Source organism: Phenylobacterium sp. J426 (genome assembly GCF_024699945.1).
Lineage (GTDB): Bacteria > Pseudomonadota > Alphaproteobacteria > Caulobacterales > Caulobacteraceae > Phenylobacterium.
The window spans coordinates 3,579,510-3,595,222 of sequence record NZ_JAJOMY010000001.1 but is presented as its reverse complement, the minus strand read 5'-3'; the positions used below and the strand labels follow the sequence as shown (position 1 = coordinate 3,595,222).

Below are 15,713 nucleotides of genomic sequence, written 5' to 3'. Positions count from 1 at the left end.
CTCGGCCCACCCCCCTTTATCGGGAAGGATGGGTCAGATCCGCTTGCCCATCCGCACCAGCGGCACGGCCACGCCGCCGCGGTCATCCTCGATCGCCTCGATCGGTTCGAACCCGTAGGCGGCGTACAGTGGCTGCCCCGAGAGCGTCGCCATCAGCTCCAGCCGCGTGAACCCTTCGCCGCGCGCCGCCGCCTCGCACAGGCTGAGGATCAGCCGGCCCACGCCCCGCCGGGCGAACGCCGGGTTCGTGTACATCGCCCGCACGCGCGCCGCGTCGGTCGCCGGGTCGAGCAGGGCGGCGTCGCGCCCGGGGGTGTGGTCGCCGCCGTACAGCGTCGCCCGCCGGCTCCAGCCCCCGCAGCCGGCGACGCGCCGATCGCCGGAGCCGCCATCCTCCTCGACGACGAAGTAGGTGCCGTCGGCGATCAGCTGCCGGTCCAGGCCCATGACCATCCGGCTGGACGCGATCTGCGCCGGGGTCAGGAAGCCCTGCTGCAGCTCGCCGATGGCCGCGTCCATCACCGCCTCCAGGGCCGGGATGTCGTCAGATGTCGCGACCCGGTGCGCCAAGGCCGGATGGACGGGCGCCACGGCTACTCCGCCGCCCTCGGCACCTCGTCCGCCAGGCTGGGGGTCGGCCGCCGCGGGGCGGGGCCCCAGCCAAAGCGATCATGCAGCCAGCCGCGCAGCCGGACGAAGCGGGCGGAATAGACCTTGGGCGCGGCCAGCATCACCGGGGTCAGCACCAGGGTCAGCAGGGTGGCGAAGGACAGGCCCCACACGACCGCGGCCGACAGCTGCACCCACCATTCCGAGCCGGGCGCCGCGTATTCGACGTGGCCGGCGCGGAAGTTCGGGTGGATCTGGAACATCAGCGGCAGCAGGCCGACCACCGTCACGGTGGTGGTCAGCAGCACCGGCCGGAACCGCTGGGCGGCGGCCCGCACCGCGGCCTCGTCGGCCCCGTAGCCCTCGTGGCGCAGATGGTAGAACGTATCCACGAGCACGATGTTGTGGCCGACCACGACGCCGAACAAGGCGACGACGCCGGTGCCGACCATGATGACCGAAATATAGTCGAACGTGCCGGCCAGATTGACCAGGATGCCCAGCAACACGCCGACCGTCGACAGGATCACCGCCGAGAGCGTCACCAGCACGCCGTAGAAGCTGTTGAACTGCCAGAGCAGGATCACGAACATCATGAAGATCGAGGCGGCCATGGCCGCCGCGAAGAACTGCGCCGCCTCCTGGCCTTCCTCGTCGGCGCCGGTGAACTTCCAGGTGACCGCCGGATCCAGGGGCGAAGCCTCCAGCCACTTGCGGATCTCGGTGATCTTCAGGTTGGCGGCCACGCCCTCGGCGGCGTTGGCCTGCACCATCACCAGCCGCTGGCCGTCCCGGCGCTGGATCTGGGTCACCTGCTGGGCGGGCTCGCGCTTGATGAAGTAGCTGACCGGCACGGGGCCCTGGGGCGTCGTGATCTTCAGCTGGTTGAACGCCGCGACGTTGCGCGCCTCGGCCGGGAAGCGGACCCGGATGTCCAGTTCATCCTCGGCGTCGTCGGGCCGGAAGCGGCCCATCAGCACGCCGCCGGTCAGGAACTGGATGGTCTGGCCCACCGACAGCACGTCGACGCCGTAGCGGCCGGCCGCCGCGCGGTCGACGGCCAGGTTCCACTCGATGCCCGGCGAGGTGCGGTTGTCCTCCAGCTCGATGAGCTGCGGGTCGGAGGCCAGCTTGGCCTTGATCAGGTCGGCGGCGGCGTTCAGCGCCGCGGGGTCGTGGCTCCGCAGCTGGACCTGCACGTCCTTGCCGACCGGCGGGCCGTTCTGCGGTCCGCGGACTTCGGTCTGCATGCCCGGGATGTTCTGCACCCGCTTGCGGACCTCGGCTTCGATGTCGCGGCCGCGCAGGCCAAGCTCCTGCCGGCCCTCGAAGTCCAGGAAGTCGATGCGGATCCGGCCGATGGTGTCGTTCGGCGCCGAGTTCGGCCCGCCGTTCGAGCTGAAGCCGCCGGCCCGCACGTAGTAGGACTCCACGCCCTTCAGCCCCACCAGCCGCTGCTCCACCTGGGCGACCAGGGCGTTCTGGGCCTCGGGCGAGAGGTTGCCGCGCGCCTTGACGTAGACCTGGGTGAACTCGGGATCCTCCTCGAGGAAGAACTCGGTCCGGTGCGACTTCATGCCGAAGCCTACGACGATCAGGACGACGACCACGACGCCCGCGAACATCGTCCGCGTGGGGTGGCGGCCGAGCGTCGTGAGCGCCCGGGCGTACCAGCCCATGAAGCCGGTCATCTCGCGCGGATCGCCGTGCTCGGACTTCATGATCTCGGCGAGCTGCTCCTCGTTGACCGCCGCCTTGCGGCCGAAGATCGAGCCCAGCGCCGGCGTGAACACGAGGGCCACGAAGATCGACGCGCCCAGCACGAAGAACAGGGTCAGCGGCAGGAAGCTCATGAACTTCCCGGCGATCGAGTTCCAGAACATGAAGGGCACGAAGGCGCAGAGGGTCGTGAGCGTGCCGTTCATCACCGGCCAGAACATGCGCTTGCCGGCCGCCGCGAAGGCGTCGGCCTTGGAGAAGCCCTCGGCCATCTTCCGGTCGGCGTATTCCACCACCACGATGCCGCCGTCGACCAGGATGCCCACCGCCAGCACCATGCCGAACATCACCATCTGGTTCAGGGTGATGCCCATGCCGTTCAGCATCAGGAACGCCAGCATGAAGCAGATCGGGATCGAGGCGCCGACCATCAGCCCCTGGCGGATGCCCAGGCTGGCCACGATGATCAGCATCACCAGCAGGCTGGCCGAAAGCAGGCCGCTCTCCAGCACCACGAGCGTCCGGCCGATGAACTCGCTCTCGTCGTAGATGTAGCTGACCTGCACCGTCGGCGGCCAGCGCTTGGAGTCGTCCTCCACCGCCTTCTTGATGGTCTCCACCGTCTCGAGGATGTTCGCGCCGCCGCGCTTGGAGACCTCCAGGATGAAGGCCTGGTGGCCGTTGTAGCGGCTGATGGAGCCCGCATCCTTGAAGGTCCGGCGCACGTCGCCGATGTCGCCCACGGTGACCAGCCGGTCGCCGTTCTTCTTCACCGGCAGCGCCAGGATGTCCGAGGGGCTCTCGACCACGCCCGGCACCTTCACCGCGAACTGCCCTTCGCCCGAGCGCAGCGAACCCGCCGGCACCAGCTGGTTGTTGCGGCCGATCACCTGGGCCAGCTCGCCCGTGGTGACGTTGTAGGCCTCCATCCGCAGCGGATCGATGACGACTTCCAGCACCTCCTCGCGGGCGCCGCTCATGAAGACCTCAAGCACGCCGGCGGTGCCTTCCAGGCGCTCCTTAAGGCCGCGGGCCACCCTGTGCAGCTCGCGCTCGGGAGCCGCTCCGGAGATCACGATGCCGATCACCGGCTCGCCCGAGAAGTTCATCTCCTCGATGATCGGCTCCTCGGCGTCGGGCGGGAACCGGCCGCGGGCCAGGTCGACCTTGGCGCGGACGTCCTCCAGCGCCTTGTCCTTGTTGAAGTCGGCCTCGAACTCCAGCGTCACCACCGCCACGCTCTCGCGCGCCACGGCGTTCATCGACTTGATGCCCTGGATGACCTGCAGCTCGACTTCCAGCGGCTTCACCAGCAGCCGCTCGGCGTCCTCCGGCGAGACGCCGGGGTAGGGGACCACCACCGAGATGTAGGGCAGGTCGATGTCCGGCTCGCTCTCCCGGGGCATGCCCAGGTAGGCGAACAGGCCGAACAGGGCGGCGATGAGCGTCACGCCCAGCACCACCTTGCGCCGCTTCAGGGCTCCGTCGATCAGTGCGCCGACCATGTCTTCCTCCCGGGACGGACGGCGCTAGCGCGCGTCCGCCACCCGAACCTTCTGGCCGTCGGCGACGAACGACTGGCCGACCGTGATCACGCGCACCGTCCCGGACAGGCCGCTCACCCACAGGCCCTCGTCCGTCTCCTCCAGCACGGTGACCGGCGCGAAGGCGACGCGGTTGTCGGGCAGCACGTGGCGCACGCCCTGGCGGCCGGCGGCGTCCAGCACCAGCGCCGAGACCGGCACCCGGTGGGCCGCGCCGGCGCCCGCGCCGATCCGCAGCTCGGCCGACAGGCCCGAACGGATGGCGTTGGCCGGGTTCGGGACCGCGACCTCGATGTGGTAGGTCCGCGTCTGCGGGTCGGCGTCCTGGGCGACGTAGCGCACCCGACCGGTCATTGTCTGCCCGGCCACCAGCTTGGCGTTCGCAGGAGCGCCCACGCGCAGCCGGGCGGCGTCCGTCTCCGGCACGTCGCCCACCACCAGCAGCGGATTGAGCTCGATCATCGTGCCGCAGGCCTGGCCGGGCGCCAGATAGGCCCCGATCTCGGCGTCACGGCGGTCGAACACGCCGTCGAACGGCGCGCGGATGTTCACCTGGGCCAGGGCGATCTCCGCCTGGCGCACCTGGGCCTGGGCGGCGTCGAGGGCGGCCTGGGTCTCCAGCACCTGGGTCTGGGAGCGGTAGCCTTTCTCGGCGAGCTGCTGGGCCGCCTGGCGCTGCAGCTGCCGCGAGCGCAGCATCGCGCGCGCCTGGTCAAGGCTCGCCTGTCGCGCATCCACGGCCAGCCGGCACAGCACCTGGCCGCGGCGCACGAACGTGCCCTCCCGGGCCGGCGTTTCGGCGACCACGCCGGCGGTCTCGGAGCGGACCACCACCGATCGCGCCGCCTCGGTCCGGCCGCGCAGCACCACGTCGACCTGCCGAACGGTTTCGGGCGTCAGCCGCGCCTGCACGGTGGTTTCCGCGGCCGCCGTCGTCTTGGCCTCGGCCGCGTTGGGCGCCGTTTTCCGGCCGCCGAAAAGGGATCCGATGATGAAGTAGAGCGCGAGCAGCCCGACGACGATCAGGATGAAGAGGTACTGCGGCTTCAGGCGTCCTAACACGTCGTCTCCCCGGGGCCCCGCGGCCGCCTGATGTTCGGCGGCCGTTCTCCGACCTGCCGCTTGTGATGCCGCCGTTATGCGAGCGCAAATGAATTTGCGGTCACGCGCTGGGCGTAGAACTATTGGTCGCAGTGACGAGCTAGGATTGTGCCTCCGGGGACACACCCGCTGGACGCGATCCAAGCCTCGTTAGATTTACAAGGTATAGGAAAGACCGACGGTGCGCTACCTCCACACCATGGTTCGGGTCGCCGACCTGGACGCCTCGCTCGACTTCTACGTCAACAAGCTCGGGCTTAAGGAACTGTACCGCTCCGAGCACGAGGCCGGCCGCTTCACCCTGGTCTTCCTCTGCGCGCCCGGCGACGAGGACCTCGCCCGCGATCGCAAGGCGCCCCTGGTGGAGCTCACCTTCAACTGGGATCCGGAAGCCTACGAGGGCGGCCGCAACTTCGGCCACCTGGCCTATCAGGTCGATGACATCTACGCCGCCTGCCAGCGGCTGAAGGAGGGCGGCGTGGTCATCAACCGGCCGCCGCGCGACGGCCGCATGGCCTTCGTCCGCTCGCCTGACAACATCTCCATCGAGCTGCTTCAGTCGGGCGACGCCAAGCCGCCGGCCGAGCCCTGGGCCTCAATGCCGAACGTCGGCGTCTGGTAGGCGCTACTTGCCCCGCTCGTGGGGCGCGGCGACGCGCGTCAGCCCGACTCTTGTGGAGGGAAGGTCCGCCCGCTCAACAGGTCGGCCATGAACAGCAGGTTGCGGGCGGCGTTGCGGCCGACGCGGTCGGAATAGTCATGGGCCTGATCGGTGTCGGTGTAGTCCGGCCCTGGGCCCGGGCCCAGGTGCCAGTAGGTCCAGGATTGGCCGGGGACGGTGAATCCGAGGTCGATCAAGGGCTGGCAGACCGTGGCCACGATGTGGTGGGCGCCGTCCTCGTTGCCGGTGACCACCACCCCGGCGACCTTGCCCATGGCGGGGCTGCGGCCCGCATCGTCAGTCTCGCTGAAGAAGGCGTCCATGCGCTCCAGCGCGCGCTGGCAGACGCTGGACATCTGCCCCATCCAGGTCGGCGTCGCCATCACCAGGATGTCGGCGGCGAGGATCTTCTCCCGCACGACGGGCCATTGGTCGCCGCCGCCCATGTCCGATTCGACGCCCGGCCTGATGTCGAGGTCGACGAGGCGGACGATCTCGGTCCCGACCCCGGCGGATTCGAACTCCGCCGTCAGCACTCGGGCCAGGGCCTCGGTGCTCGAGGTCTCGGGCGAGGGCTTGAGGGTGCAGTTGAGGACGAGCGCGCGCATGGCCGCCGAACGGGCAGGCGCGGGCTCCGTTCCGCCGTTCGCGGCGGCTGGGTCAGCTCAGGCCGTCAGGCCTCAGCCGAAGATCTTGTCGAGGATGAAACCCACGGCCACGAACGCGGCGCCGATGGCGACGAACGGCGCCAGGATCACGGCGCACTGCGAGTGCAGCCGCTCGGGCGGCCGCGACATGTCGATCATCTCTGGTCTCCTCCCGAGCCTCTGACGGGCTCTGGAGGTCAACTCTGATACGGACCGCGCGTTGCCGCAAGCCTCCGTGATCGCACGGTTTTTCCTCCCCTCCGGGCAGGGCGCCGACGGACCTGTCCACGCTTTTGTCGCGGGAGGTCGCCGTACCGCTTGCGCCGCCGAACGACGCCGCGTATATCGCCGGCCCTCGACGGCTGATCCTCGGTAGCTCAGTTGGTAGAGCAGGCGACTGTTAATCGCCGGGTCGCAGGTTCGAGTCCTGCCCGGGGAGCCATCGCGGAAGTCCGCGAAACTCCCATGCCGTCGAAGTCTTGGACATGCCGGGTCGCACCGATCAGTCGCTCCTCTTCATGGGGAGGGTGGCTTCGCCGCAGGCGGAGTGGGTGGGGATCGACGCCGGTTTCCCCATCCGTCCCGCTTCCCCTCGACATCTTCCCAGAGGGGGCGGGAAGCGGGCAAAAAAGAGCCCGGCGCGGAGCCGGGCTGAAGAAAAGTCGGTGATGGTGGGGTGTCTTCAAGGAAGACATCGTGGAACGTCCGGCGCTTCGGTTAATCATGCGTAAACAGGCGCCGCCGGCCCCCCGTCCTCAGTTGAGCAGCCGGATCGCCTCCACCGACAGGATCTCGATCTCGGTCGCCGGCGTCCGGGTCTCCAGCTCTACGGCCTCGCCCGGCAGGGCGCCCATCATCGCCCGCGCCAGCGGCGCCACCCAGCTCAGCTTGCCGGCCGCCGGGTCGGCCTCGTCCTCGCCGACCAGCTCCACCGTTTCGGGCGCGCCGCCGTCCCGGCGGAAGGTGACGCGGGTGCCGAAGGCGACCTCTTCGGGGGCGTCGGGCGACTCCATCACCTGGGCGCTGGCGTGGCGCTGCGACCAGTAGCGCAGGTCCCGCCGCAGCCAGGCCAACTGGGCCTCATCCTCGCAGGCGGCGATCTGGCCATCCAGCTCGGCCAGGGTCCGCTCGATCAGCTTGAGGCCGCGCGAGGTGACGAAGTTGGGATGGTGGCTGACGATGCGCTCGGGCGGGCTCTCGGGCGGCAGGTCGTCAGGCTCACGCACGAAGGCGCTGCTCATGACGTTCAACTCTCCTCGGACGGCCGCGTACTTGCGGCCGTTTACCTGGGCTGAACGCGCGGCTGCGCCGTTCGGCGCCCGGCCTGCCATTTGACGAATTCGCGAGCGCGGCCTTACGCGCGGCATGTGTCGCGCTTCATCGTCGCGCCGCCTTCCGGCGGGCTGGACGAACGCCGCGGATCAGCTAACCAGCAGCATCGACGACCCTCCTGCCCGGAACACCTCCATGCGCATCCATTTCACCGGCATCGCCGGCGCCGGCATGAGCGCCGCGGCCCTGATGATGCGGGAAGCCGGCCACCAGGTGTCCGGCTCGGACGAGGACGTCTTCCCGCCGATGTCGACCTATGTGGAGGGGCTGGGCTTCCCGTTCTTCCGCACCTTCGACGCCGCCAACCTGCCGTCGGATCTCGACGTCCTGGTGCTGGGCGCCTCGGCCAAGCTCGGCGGTGAATCCAATCCCGAGGTCCAGGCGGCCCGCGCCCGTAACGTCCGCGTCACCACCTTCCCGCAGCTGGTGGGGGAGGCGACCGAGGGGCGCCGCAACACCGTCGTCGCCGGCTCCTTCGGCAAGTCGACCTGCTCGGCGCTGCTCGCCCATGTGCTGCGTGAGGCCGGCTGCGACGCCGGCTGGATGATCGGCGCGATCTCGCCGTCGCTGCCCGACACCGGCCACTGGGGCCAGGCGGCCGACGTGATCCTCGAAGGCGACGAGTACATCGTCGGCCCGGACGACCGCCGCTCGAAGTTCGTGCTGTACCATCCGCGCGACGTCCTGCTGACCTCGCTCGTCCACGACCACGTCAATGTCTTCCCGACCTTCGCCGACTACGAGGCGCCGTTCCGCGAACTGCTGCGTCTGCTGCCCAAGGACGGCCTGCTGGTGGCCCGCGAGCATCCCGCGATCCGCGCCATCGCCGGCGAGGCCGCCTCAAGTATCGTCTGGTACGACGTCGAGCAGGCCGACGGCGGGCAGGGCTGGTGCGCCGACGAGGTGGTGTTCGGCGACATCACCCGCTTCGTCCTCAAGGGGCCCGACGGGCGCCGCCTGCGCCTCGCCACGACCCTCCTGGGCGAGCACAACATCGAGAACATCGTCGGCGTTTCGGCCTATGTCCTGGAGCGCGGCCTGGTCAGCGAGGCCCAGCTCGCCGCCGCCATCGAGAGCTTCCAGGGCATCCGCCGCCGCCTGGACCGGCTCACCAAGGCCAGCCGCGTGCCGGTGATCGAGGGCTTCGGCTCGTCGTACGAGAAGGCCCGCTCGGCCATCGAGGCGATGCAGCTGCACTATCCGACCCGGCCGCTCACCGTGGTCTTCGAGCCGCACACCTTCTCCTGGCGCAACCGCGACGCGCTGCCCTGGTACGACACAGTGTTCGAAGGCGTCGCCCGGGTCCTGCTGATCCCGCCGCCCAGCCACGGCGCGGCCAGCCACCAGCAGTCCACGTTCGAGGAGATCGCGGCCCGCATCGCCGCGGCCGGCGTGCCCGTGGAAGGCGTCCGCACCGCCGACGAAGCGACAGCCGCCCTCAGCGGCCTGGCCGGCGACGAGGTCGTCCTCCTGCTGTCCTCCGGCCCGCTGCTCGGCCTCCCAGACAGCCTGCCCGCGGTGTTCGACACCCTCTACGCCGAAGCGGCGGCGGCGTAGATCCTGTCCTACCGCGGCGCCGGGATCGGCTGGACGTACTGGTCCCTCTGCGCCTCTCGCTCCTTGAACAGCTGCTTCCGCGGGCCGAGGTAGCCGAACAGATAGGCGCCGACCTTGCGCATCTGGATCTCCTCCGAGCCCTCGGTGATCCGGTAGCGGCGGTGGTGGCGGTAGATGTGCTCGAAGGGCTTGTGGCGCGAATAGCCGATGCCGCCGTGCACCTGCATCGCCCGGTCGGCGGCCTCGCACACCAGCCGGTTGGCCCAGTAGTTACACATCGAGACCTTGTCAGAGATCGTCTTCTCGATGGTCTTGTGATCCATCTTGTCCATCTCCCAGGCGGTCTTGCGGATCAGCTGGCGCAGCATCTCGCACTGGGTGTGCAGCTCGATCAGCGGCCACTGGATGGCCTGGTTCTCGGACAGCGGCTTGCCGAACGGCTTGCGCTCGCGCGCGTACTTCACGCTCTCCTCGATGCAGAACACGGCGGCGCCGAGCGACGAGGCCGCCTGGCGGATGCGGTTCTGGTGGACGAACGACTGGCCCAGCCCCAGGCCCTTGTCGATCTCGCCCCAGTAGCTGTCCTCGGGCACCCAGCAGTCGGTGATCGAGATGCGCGGGTGGTCCGTGGGCATGTTGAACGTCCACAGGTACTCCTCGATCACGAAGCCCGGCGTCTCCTTCGGCACGATGAAGCAGGTGATGCCGGTGGCGTCGCCGTCCTTGCCCGAGGTGCGGGCGAAGACCATGCAGTGGCTGGCCACATGCATCCCCGTCGTCCACATCTTGGCGCCGTCGATCCGCCAGCCGGGCTTGCCGTCGCGCGTCTCGCGCACCGCCCGGGTCTCCATGTGGGTGGCGTCCGAGCCGTGGTTCGGCTCGGTCAGGCCGAAACCCGTCCGCATCTGGCCGTTCAACAGCTTGTCGGCGTAGCGCTCGTACTGCCAGTTCGTCGCGAACTCCTTGAACATTAGCACGAAGGGGTTGTTGCCGACGATCGAGTGCTCGGTCTGCAGGTCGTTGAACAGGCCCAGGCCCTTGGCCGCCAGGTGCTCGCGGATCACCGCCATGGCCAGCTGGCTGCCGCCCTTGCCGCCCATCTCCTTGGGCCAGGCGTAGCGGTAGTGGCCGGCGTCGTCGGCCAGCTTCCGCGCCTTGGCCAGCAGCTCCTCCCACTCGGGGCGGGGCAGGCCGTCGTTCTCGAAGTCGGTGCGGGCGTATTCCCGCCGGTGGTCGAAGAAGCGCTCGTTGTCGTCCTTCGCCTGCAGCGGCGCAATCTCGCGCTCGATGAAGTCGTCGAGCTCCTTCAGGTAGTCGACGAGGTCCTGGGGCAGGTCGAAGTCCATGGCGCGCTCCCTTTGCCGCTCGCGCGGTCGTTTCTTGGCCGTCTTGATGCACGGAGGTGACGTTGCGGAGGCATTTACAAGCCGCCCGCGGCCCCGCCAGATCGGCGTCAGCTTAGATCAATCGGGACATGCCGTCGGGTCATGGAAGTGGATGTTCGCGCCGCGCTGGATCGCCTGGCCGTGAGGCTGGAGGGCCGCGACGCGCGCGTGGTCCAGGCCGGGCGGCTGTCCGGCGGGGCCAGCATGGAGACCTGGGCCTTCGAGGTCGTAGCGCCGCGCGCCAAGGACCGCATGATCAGGGACCGGATGATCCTGCGCCGCCGGACCGTACCCTTCGATCCCGAGACCGCCCGCTCGGTCTCGCTCGCTGTCGAGGCCGCCCTCATCAAGGCGGCCCGCGCCAACGGCGCCCTCGCGCCGCCGGTGCTGCACGTCTGCGACGACGAGGACGGCCTGGGCGAGGCCTACGTCATGGGCGCGGTGCCGGGCGAGACGCTGGGCCGCAAGATCGTCTCCGATCCCGCCTTCGACGCCGTCCGGCCCAAGCTCGCCCGCCAGTGCGGCGAGGTGCTGGCTCGCATCCACGCCACCCCGCCGCCGCCCGAGCTCGCCCTCAAGACCGTCGACGCCGTAGCCGAGCTCGACCGCTACGAGGAGGTCTACCGCTCCACGGGCGCCGAGCGGCCTATCCTCGAGCTCGCCTTCCAGTACCTGCGCCGGCGCGCGCCCGAGCCGGTCCCGCCCGTGCTGCTGCACGGCGACTTCCGGAACGGCAACATCATGTTCGACCCCGAGACCGGCGTCGCCGCCGTGCTCGACTGGGAGCTCGCCCACATCGGCGACCCGGCCGAGGACATGGGCTGGATCTGCACCAACTCCTGGCGCTTCGGGCGGCCCGAGAAGCCGGTCGGCGGCTTCGGCGACTACGCCGACCTGCTGGCGGGCTATGCGGCGGCCGGCGGCCGTCCGATCCCCCCTCGAGCGCGTCCGCTTCTGGCAGGTGCTGGGCTCGCTGCGCTGGGGCGTCATGTGCCTGACCATGTACATGAGCTGGCAGACCGGCCTCGAGAAGTCGGTCGAGCGCCCGATGATCGGCCGCCGCGTCTCCGAGACCGAAGCCGACCTCGTCGTCCTCCTGGAGCAGGGCCTATGATCACCCATCCGAAGACCGAGGAGCTGGTCCAGGCCGTCGCGCTGTGGATCGACCAGATCCGCCCCAGCCTCGACCCCCGCAGCGCCTTCCTGGCCCGCGTCGCCGCCAACGTCCTGTCGGTGGTGGAGCGCGAGCTTACGCAAGGCCCGGCCGCCGAGGGCAGGGCCGTCGAGGCCATGAGCCGCCTCCTGGGACATGAAGGCGACTTCGCCGCCCTGAACGGCGAGCTGTGCGCGAAGATCCGCTCGGGCGAATTCACCGTCGACACCCCCGGCCTCCTCGAAGCCCTCGGCGCCATGGCCCGCGACCAGCTCGCCATCGACCAGCCCAAGTACCGGCCCGAGGTGGGTTAGCCGCAGGAACCGCCCGTCCGCCCCGCCCCTGGCCGCACATGGGCGGACATGAACGGATGGTCACCTGCGGGGCGTACTGCCGCCGCAATCTCGCCGCGGAAGCCCGAGCAAGAGTCTCTCGCGTCTGAACGCAGAACTGTCGGGACGATCAACAGACAAACTGGCGCTTGAAGCCAAGGTCGGCAAGCAACTCGCCGCAACACAACTTGCGGGGTGCTCCGGCTATGCGCCACTATCAGAGGTGTGAACTAGCGTGACCATCGGGACATACGACGACTTCTTGCGCGCGCTCGGTCAGAACGAGTCGGGCAACAACTATTCGTTCGTCAGCAGCCTGGGCTATCTCGGCCGCTTCCAGTTCGGCGAAGAGGCCCTCCAGGCCGTGGGCTTCTACAACGGCGACCACACCTGGGCGATCGACTTCCAGGGCGGCTGGACGGAGAAGGCCCACAGCTACGGGGTCTGGGACAAGGCCGGCTTCCTCAATTCGCCGGCGGCCCAGGACGCCGCCGCCTGGGCCTGGTTCTCCAAGGTCAACGACGACGTGAGCGCGCTGGGCCTCAAGTCGTACGTCGGCCAGTGGATCGGGGCGGGCGGGCAGATCACCGAGTCCGGTCTCTTCGCCGGCGCCCACCTGGTGGGCGTCTGGGCTCTGAAGTCCTTCCTCGAGACCGGCGGCGGCCACGACACCCCCGGCGGCTACGGCACGCCGGTGTCGGAATATGTGCGCCGGTTCGGCGGGTACGACACCCCGTTCAACACCGTGAGCGGCGGCTCGAAGCCCGCCGAGCCGCCGCCGCCGCCTCCGCCTCCGCACGGCGGCGACCAGGTGCTGACGTCGGACTATCCCGGCGCCGTGCTCCAGGGCGGCGCCGGCGCCGACACGCTGAACGCCAGCCAGGGCAGCGACCAGCTCACCGGCGGCGGCGGCGCCGACACCTTCGCCTTCAAGGCCATGCCGTGGAGCGCCGGGCGGATCACCGACTTCCAGGCCGGATCGGACAAGCTCGACCTGACGGCGCTGTACGCCAACGGCTATCGCGGCGCCGACCCGGTGGCGGACGGCTATGTGCGGTTCGTGGCCGACGGGGCCGGGGGCACGAAGGTGATGATGGACGTGGACGGCCCGGCCGGCTGGAGCTCCATCTCCTACCATGTCGTCACCTTGCAGGGCGTCTCGCCCGACGGGCTCAACGCCGCCAACGTTCTGGGCGGCGGCGGCTCGGGCCAGCCGTGGGCGCCTGCGCCGACGCCCACGCCGGGTCCGGGCGCTGGCCCGGCGCCCGGCGGCGGCCAGGTCCTGACCGCGACCCACCCGGGCGCGGTGCTGCACGGCGGCTCGGGGGCGGACACCTTCCACGCCAGCCAGGGGGCCGACCAGCTCACCGGCGGCGACGGGGCCGACCGCTTCGTCTTCGGCGCTCAGCCGTGGAGCGCCGGACGGATCGCCGACTTCCGGCCGGGCTCGGACCAGCTCGACCTGCGGCCCCTCTTCGCCCAGGCGGGCTACCGGGGCGGCGATCCGGTGGCCGACGGCTACCTGCGCCTGGAGGAGAACGGCATGGGTGGCACGAAGGTGCTGTTCGACTCCGACGGCTGGGGCTCCGGCCATCCCTGGCCGACCACCGTCACCCACCTCGACGGGGTGAAGCCGTGGCAGCTGAGTAGCTCCGACTGGCTGTTCAACTAGGGGCGGCAGAGGCTCCGCTCCCCCCTCGGGGGGCGGAGCCTCGATACCCGACGGCCGACGTCGCCCCCTCAAGGCCGAGCTCTGCGCGAAGATCCGCGCCGGCGGCCTCCCCGTCGACACTCCCGGCCTCCTCGAAGCTCTCGCGCCATGCGGTCAGCTCGCTATCGACCAGCCCAAGTCCTGGCCGGAGGGGGGTAGGGCGGAGCGGACCAGCGGAGGCCCGTCAGTGGCGCAAAGCTGTGCTGGAAGGCGGACGCTGAGACGTCTAGCCTTCCAGGATGGGAAGACGCGCCAGCGTGATCGCCGAAATCCGCGAACGCGCGAGGATGTTGAACGATCTGACCGTCACCCTCTACGATTGAATGGCCGAGGACCTGAAGGACGGGCGGAATCTCATCGCCACGGACCGGGACGGCGTCGAAGTCTGGAGGGCCACGCCGCCTCAGACCGAAGATTGCTTCACCTCGATCTCGTGGGAACGGACATAGGCTCACAGCCGTCGCCTGGTCCGGCTAGCAGGTCAGCGTGTATCCGGACACTGGCGGCATCACCGTCCTACACTTCACGAAGTAGAGCGTGTTCGGCGCCCTGTTGACGTGCTTGCCATTCGCGCGCTCGTCCGCGCTGATCTCTGCCCCCCAAAGCCGCAGACGCTCGTCCGCCAACGCCGTGAGAAGCCCCATGCCCCCACACGCCTCCGCCCCAGCCGCCTATCCGATCGGAACCCCCGGCCAGCCCTGGGGCGAGGCGGAGCGCGCGGAGTGGCGGGCGCGGCAGGTGCGGCATCGGCGCTACGATGAGGACGTGCTGCCGCGGATCGCGGCCCTGGCGGACCGCTTCGAGCGGATCGCCTATGGTGAGTTGGACTACGCCGGCGAGACCTATCCGCTCCATGCGCTGGCCAGCTGGCCGTGGGACCCGGCGCTGCCGGCCGCCCTGATCACGGGCGGCGTCCACGGCTATGAGACGAGCGGGGTCATGGGCGCGCTGGCGTTCCTGGAGACGCGGGCGGAGGCCTACGCCGGGCGGATCAACCTGCTGGTCGCGCCCTGCGTCAGCCCCTGGGGCTATGAGCGGATCAACCGCTGGAACTACGACGCCGTCGATCCCAACCGGAACTTCCGGGCGGACGGCCCGTCGCGCGAGGCGACCAGCCTCATCGCGCTGGTGCGGGGCCGTGGGGAGCCCTTCCGGCTGCACATCGACCTGCACGAGACCACCGACAGCGACGAGAGCGAATTTAGGCCGGCGCTGGCGGCCCGGGACGGCAAGCCGTTCGAGCCGGGGCTGATCCCCGACGGCTTCTACCTGGTGGCGGATGCGGCCGACCCGAAGCTTCCCTTCCAGCAGGCGATCGTGGCGGCGGTGGAAGCGGTGACCCACATCGCCCCGCCGGACGCGGCCGGGGAGATCATCGGCTGCCCGGTGGTCGCCCCAGGCGTCATCACCTATCCGCAGGCGGACTACGGCATGTGCCCGTCCATCACCGGCGCGCCCTATACGACGACGACCGAGGTCTATCCCGACAGCCCGCAGGCCACGCCCCAGCAGTGCGTGGACGCCCAGGTGGCGGCGGTGTGCGCCGCCCTGGACTTCGTGCTGGCGCCGGATTGATTGGGGCAGGCGAGGGGGCCTAGGCCGCCAGCACCCGGATGATCTCGTCCTCGCGCTGGTTGTAGAGGATCGAGACGCCGGCCGCGGTCTTGGCGTGCTCGCCGAACCAGGCGCGGACTTCCGGCTCGCGCAGGCGGTCCTCCGAGACGCGGAGCAGGGCGATGTCCGAGCCCTGTTCGCGCACCACGTCGTGGAAGCGCAGGATGCCGTTGATCAGGTCGCCGGACGGCGGGGCCGGGCGCACCGGCTGGCGGGCGACCTTCACCGGCCGAGGGGAGGGGCGCGGGCTGAAGCCGTTGCTGAAGCCGCTGCGGCGGGGGCGGAACTGGGAAGCCATCGGCCGTCTCCTGAGTTGTCGCGTCTCGATGTTCCCGTTATGGATCGGCG

General features: G+C 69.9%; 13 protein-coding genes and 1 tRNA gene. 6 read left to right on the top strand and 8 right to left on the bottom strand.

The window, feature by feature from the left end:
- Positions 1 to 33 precede the first annotated feature (33 nt).
- Genes LRS10_RS18945 through LRS10_RS18935 form a run of 3 tightly spaced genes read right to left on the bottom strand, consistent with a single transcriptional unit; the run spans position 34 to position 4,934 of the window.
- Positions 34 to 591 (bottom strand): GNAT family N-acetyltransferase, encoded by a 558-nt coding sequence (locus LRS10_RS18945; RefSeq protein WP_374570480.1) that lies wholly within the window; start codon positions 589 to 591, stop codon positions 34 to 36.
- 2 nt (positions 592 to 593) lie between these two features.
- Positions 594 to 3,833: an efflux RND transporter permease subunit gene (locus tag LRS10_RS18940; protein ID WP_257838592.1), complete on the bottom strand. Its 3,240-nt coding sequence runs from the start codon at positions 3,831 to 3,833 to the stop codon at positions 594 to 596.
- A gap of 24 nt (positions 3,834 to 3,857) precedes the next feature.
- Positions 3,858 to 4,934 carry an efflux RND transporter periplasmic adaptor subunit gene (locus LRS10_RS18935; RefSeq protein ID WP_257838591.1) on the bottom strand — a complete coding sequence of 359 codons (1,077 nt, stop codon included), beginning with the start codon at positions 4,932 to 4,934 and terminating at the stop codon, positions 3,858 to 3,860.
- 220 nt (positions 4,935 to 5,154) lie between these two features.
- Between LRS10_RS18935 and LRS10_RS18930 the strand changes: the two genes are divergently transcribed.
- Positions 5,155 to 5,595: a VOC family protein gene (locus LRS10_RS18930; RefSeq protein ID WP_257838590.1), complete on the top strand. Its 441-nt coding sequence runs from the start codon at positions 5,155 to 5,157 to the stop codon at positions 5,593 to 5,595.
- 38 nt (positions 5,596 to 5,633) lie between these two features.
- Here the strand turns inward: LRS10_RS18930 and LRS10_RS18925 are convergent, their stop codons facing one another.
- Both LRS10_RS18925 and LRS10_RS18920 read right to left on the bottom strand, forming a co-directional pair.
- Positions 5,634 to 6,242, bottom strand: a complete 609-nt coding sequence (locus LRS10_RS18925) for a flavodoxin family protein (RefSeq protein WP_257838589.1) — start codon at positions 6,240 to 6,242, stop codon at positions 5,634 to 5,636.
- A 72-nt stretch (positions 6,243 to 6,314) separates the two neighbouring features.
- A complete protein-coding gene (locus LRS10_RS18920; RefSeq protein WP_257838588.1) occupies positions 6,315 to 6,440 on the bottom strand; it encodes a hypothetical protein in 126 nt (41 codons plus the stop codon).
- 207 nt (positions 6,441 to 6,647) lie between these two features.
- On the opposite strand from LRS10_RS18920, the gene LRS10_RS18915 reads away from it, so the two are divergent.
- A tRNA-Asn gene (locus LRS10_RS18915) sits at positions 6,648 to 6,723 on the top strand.
- Between the two features lie 313 nt (positions 6,724 to 7,036).
- Here the strand turns inward: LRS10_RS18915 and LRS10_RS18910 are convergent.
- Positions 7,037 to 7,522, bottom strand: a complete 486-nt coding sequence (locus tag LRS10_RS18910; RefSeq protein WP_257838587.1) for a GreA/GreB family elongation factor — start codon at positions 7,520 to 7,522, stop codon at positions 7,037 to 7,039.
- Between the two features lie 226 nt (positions 7,523 to 7,748).
- On the opposite strand from LRS10_RS18910, the gene LRS10_RS18905 reads away from it, so the two are divergent.
- Positions 7,749 to 9,170 carry a Mur ligase domain-containing protein gene (locus LRS10_RS18905; RefSeq protein ID WP_257838586.1) on the top strand — a complete coding sequence of 474 codons (1,422 nt, stop codon included), beginning with the start codon at positions 7,749 to 7,751 and terminating at the stop codon, positions 9,168 to 9,170.
- Positions 9,171 to 9,178: 8 nt separating this feature from the next.
- Here the strand turns inward: LRS10_RS18905 and LRS10_RS18900 are convergent, their stop codons facing one another.
- Entirely contained in the window at positions 9,179 to 10,516 is a 1,338-nt protein-coding gene (locus LRS10_RS18900; RefSeq protein WP_257838585.1) for an acyl-CoA dehydrogenase family protein, read from the bottom strand.
- A 141-nt stretch (positions 10,517 to 10,657) separates the two neighbouring features.
- Here LRS10_RS18900 and LRS10_RS18895 point away from each other — a divergent pair, with 141 nt between their 5' ends.
- From LRS10_RS18895 to LRS10_RS18880, 3 genes are all read left to right on the top strand, one after another.
- Positions 10,658 to 12,022, top strand: coding sequence for a phosphotransferase family protein (locus tag LRS10_RS18895; RefSeq protein ID WP_308237985.1), 1,365 nt, complete (start codon positions 10,658 to 10,660; stop codon positions 12,020 to 12,022).
- Positions 12,023 to 12,275: 253 nt separating this feature from the next.
- A complete protein-coding gene (locus LRS10_RS18885) occupies positions 12,276 to 13,712 on the top strand; it encodes a type I secretion C-terminal target domain-containing protein (RefSeq protein WP_257838583.1) in 1,437 nt (478 codons plus the stop codon).
- 681 nt (positions 13,713 to 14,393) lie between these two features.
- Positions 14,394 to 15,326 (top strand): M14 family metallocarboxypeptidase, encoded by a 933-nt coding sequence (locus tag LRS10_RS18880; protein ID WP_257838582.1) that lies wholly within the window; start codon positions 14,394 to 14,396, stop codon positions 15,324 to 15,326.
- A 19-nt stretch (positions 15,327 to 15,345) separates the two neighbouring features.
- On the opposite strand, the gene LRS10_RS18875 is transcribed toward LRS10_RS18880, so the two are convergent.
- Positions 15,346 to 15,663: a hypothetical protein gene (locus tag LRS10_RS18875; protein ID WP_257838581.1), complete on the bottom strand. Its 318-nt coding sequence runs from the start codon at positions 15,661 to 15,663 to the stop codon at positions 15,346 to 15,348.
- Between the last annotated feature and the right edge of the window lie 50 nt (positions 15,664 to 15,713).

Coding starts and splice junctions, on each gene's coding strand:
- LRS10_RS18920 (WP_257838588.1), bottom strand. CDS start 6,440: ATGATCGACATGTCGCGGCCGCCCGAGCGGCTGCACTCGCAGTGCGCC.
- LRS10_RS18900 (WP_257838585.1), bottom strand. CDS start 10,516: ATGGACTTCGACCTGCCCCAGGACCTCGTCGACTACCTGAAGGAGCTC.
- LRS10_RS18925 (WP_257838589.1), bottom strand. CDS start 6,242: ATGCGCGCGCTCGTCCTCAACTGCACCCTCAAGCCCTCGCCCGAGACC.
- LRS10_RS18880 (WP_257838582.1), top strand. CDS start 14,394: ATGCCCCCACACGCCTCCGCCCCAGCCGCCTATCCGATCGGAACCCCC.
- LRS10_RS18940 (WP_257838592.1), bottom strand. CDS start 3,833: ATGGTCGGCGCACTGATCGACGGAGCCCTGAAGCGGCGCAAGGTGGTG.
- LRS10_RS18875 (WP_257838581.1), bottom strand. CDS start 15,663: ATGGCTTCCCAGTTCCGCCCCCGCCGCAGCGGCTTCAGCAACGGCTTC.
- LRS10_RS18905 (WP_257838586.1), top strand. CDS start 7,749: ATGCGCATCCATTTCACCGGCATCGCCGGCGCCGGCATGAGCGCCGCG.
- LRS10_RS18910 (WP_257838587.1), bottom strand. CDS start 7,522: ATGAGCAGCGCCTTCGTGCGTGAGCCTGACGACCTGCCGCCCGAGAGC.
- LRS10_RS18895 (WP_308237985.1), top strand. CDS start 10,658: ATGGAAGTGGATGTTCGCGCCGCGCTGGATCGCCTGGCCGTGAGGCTG.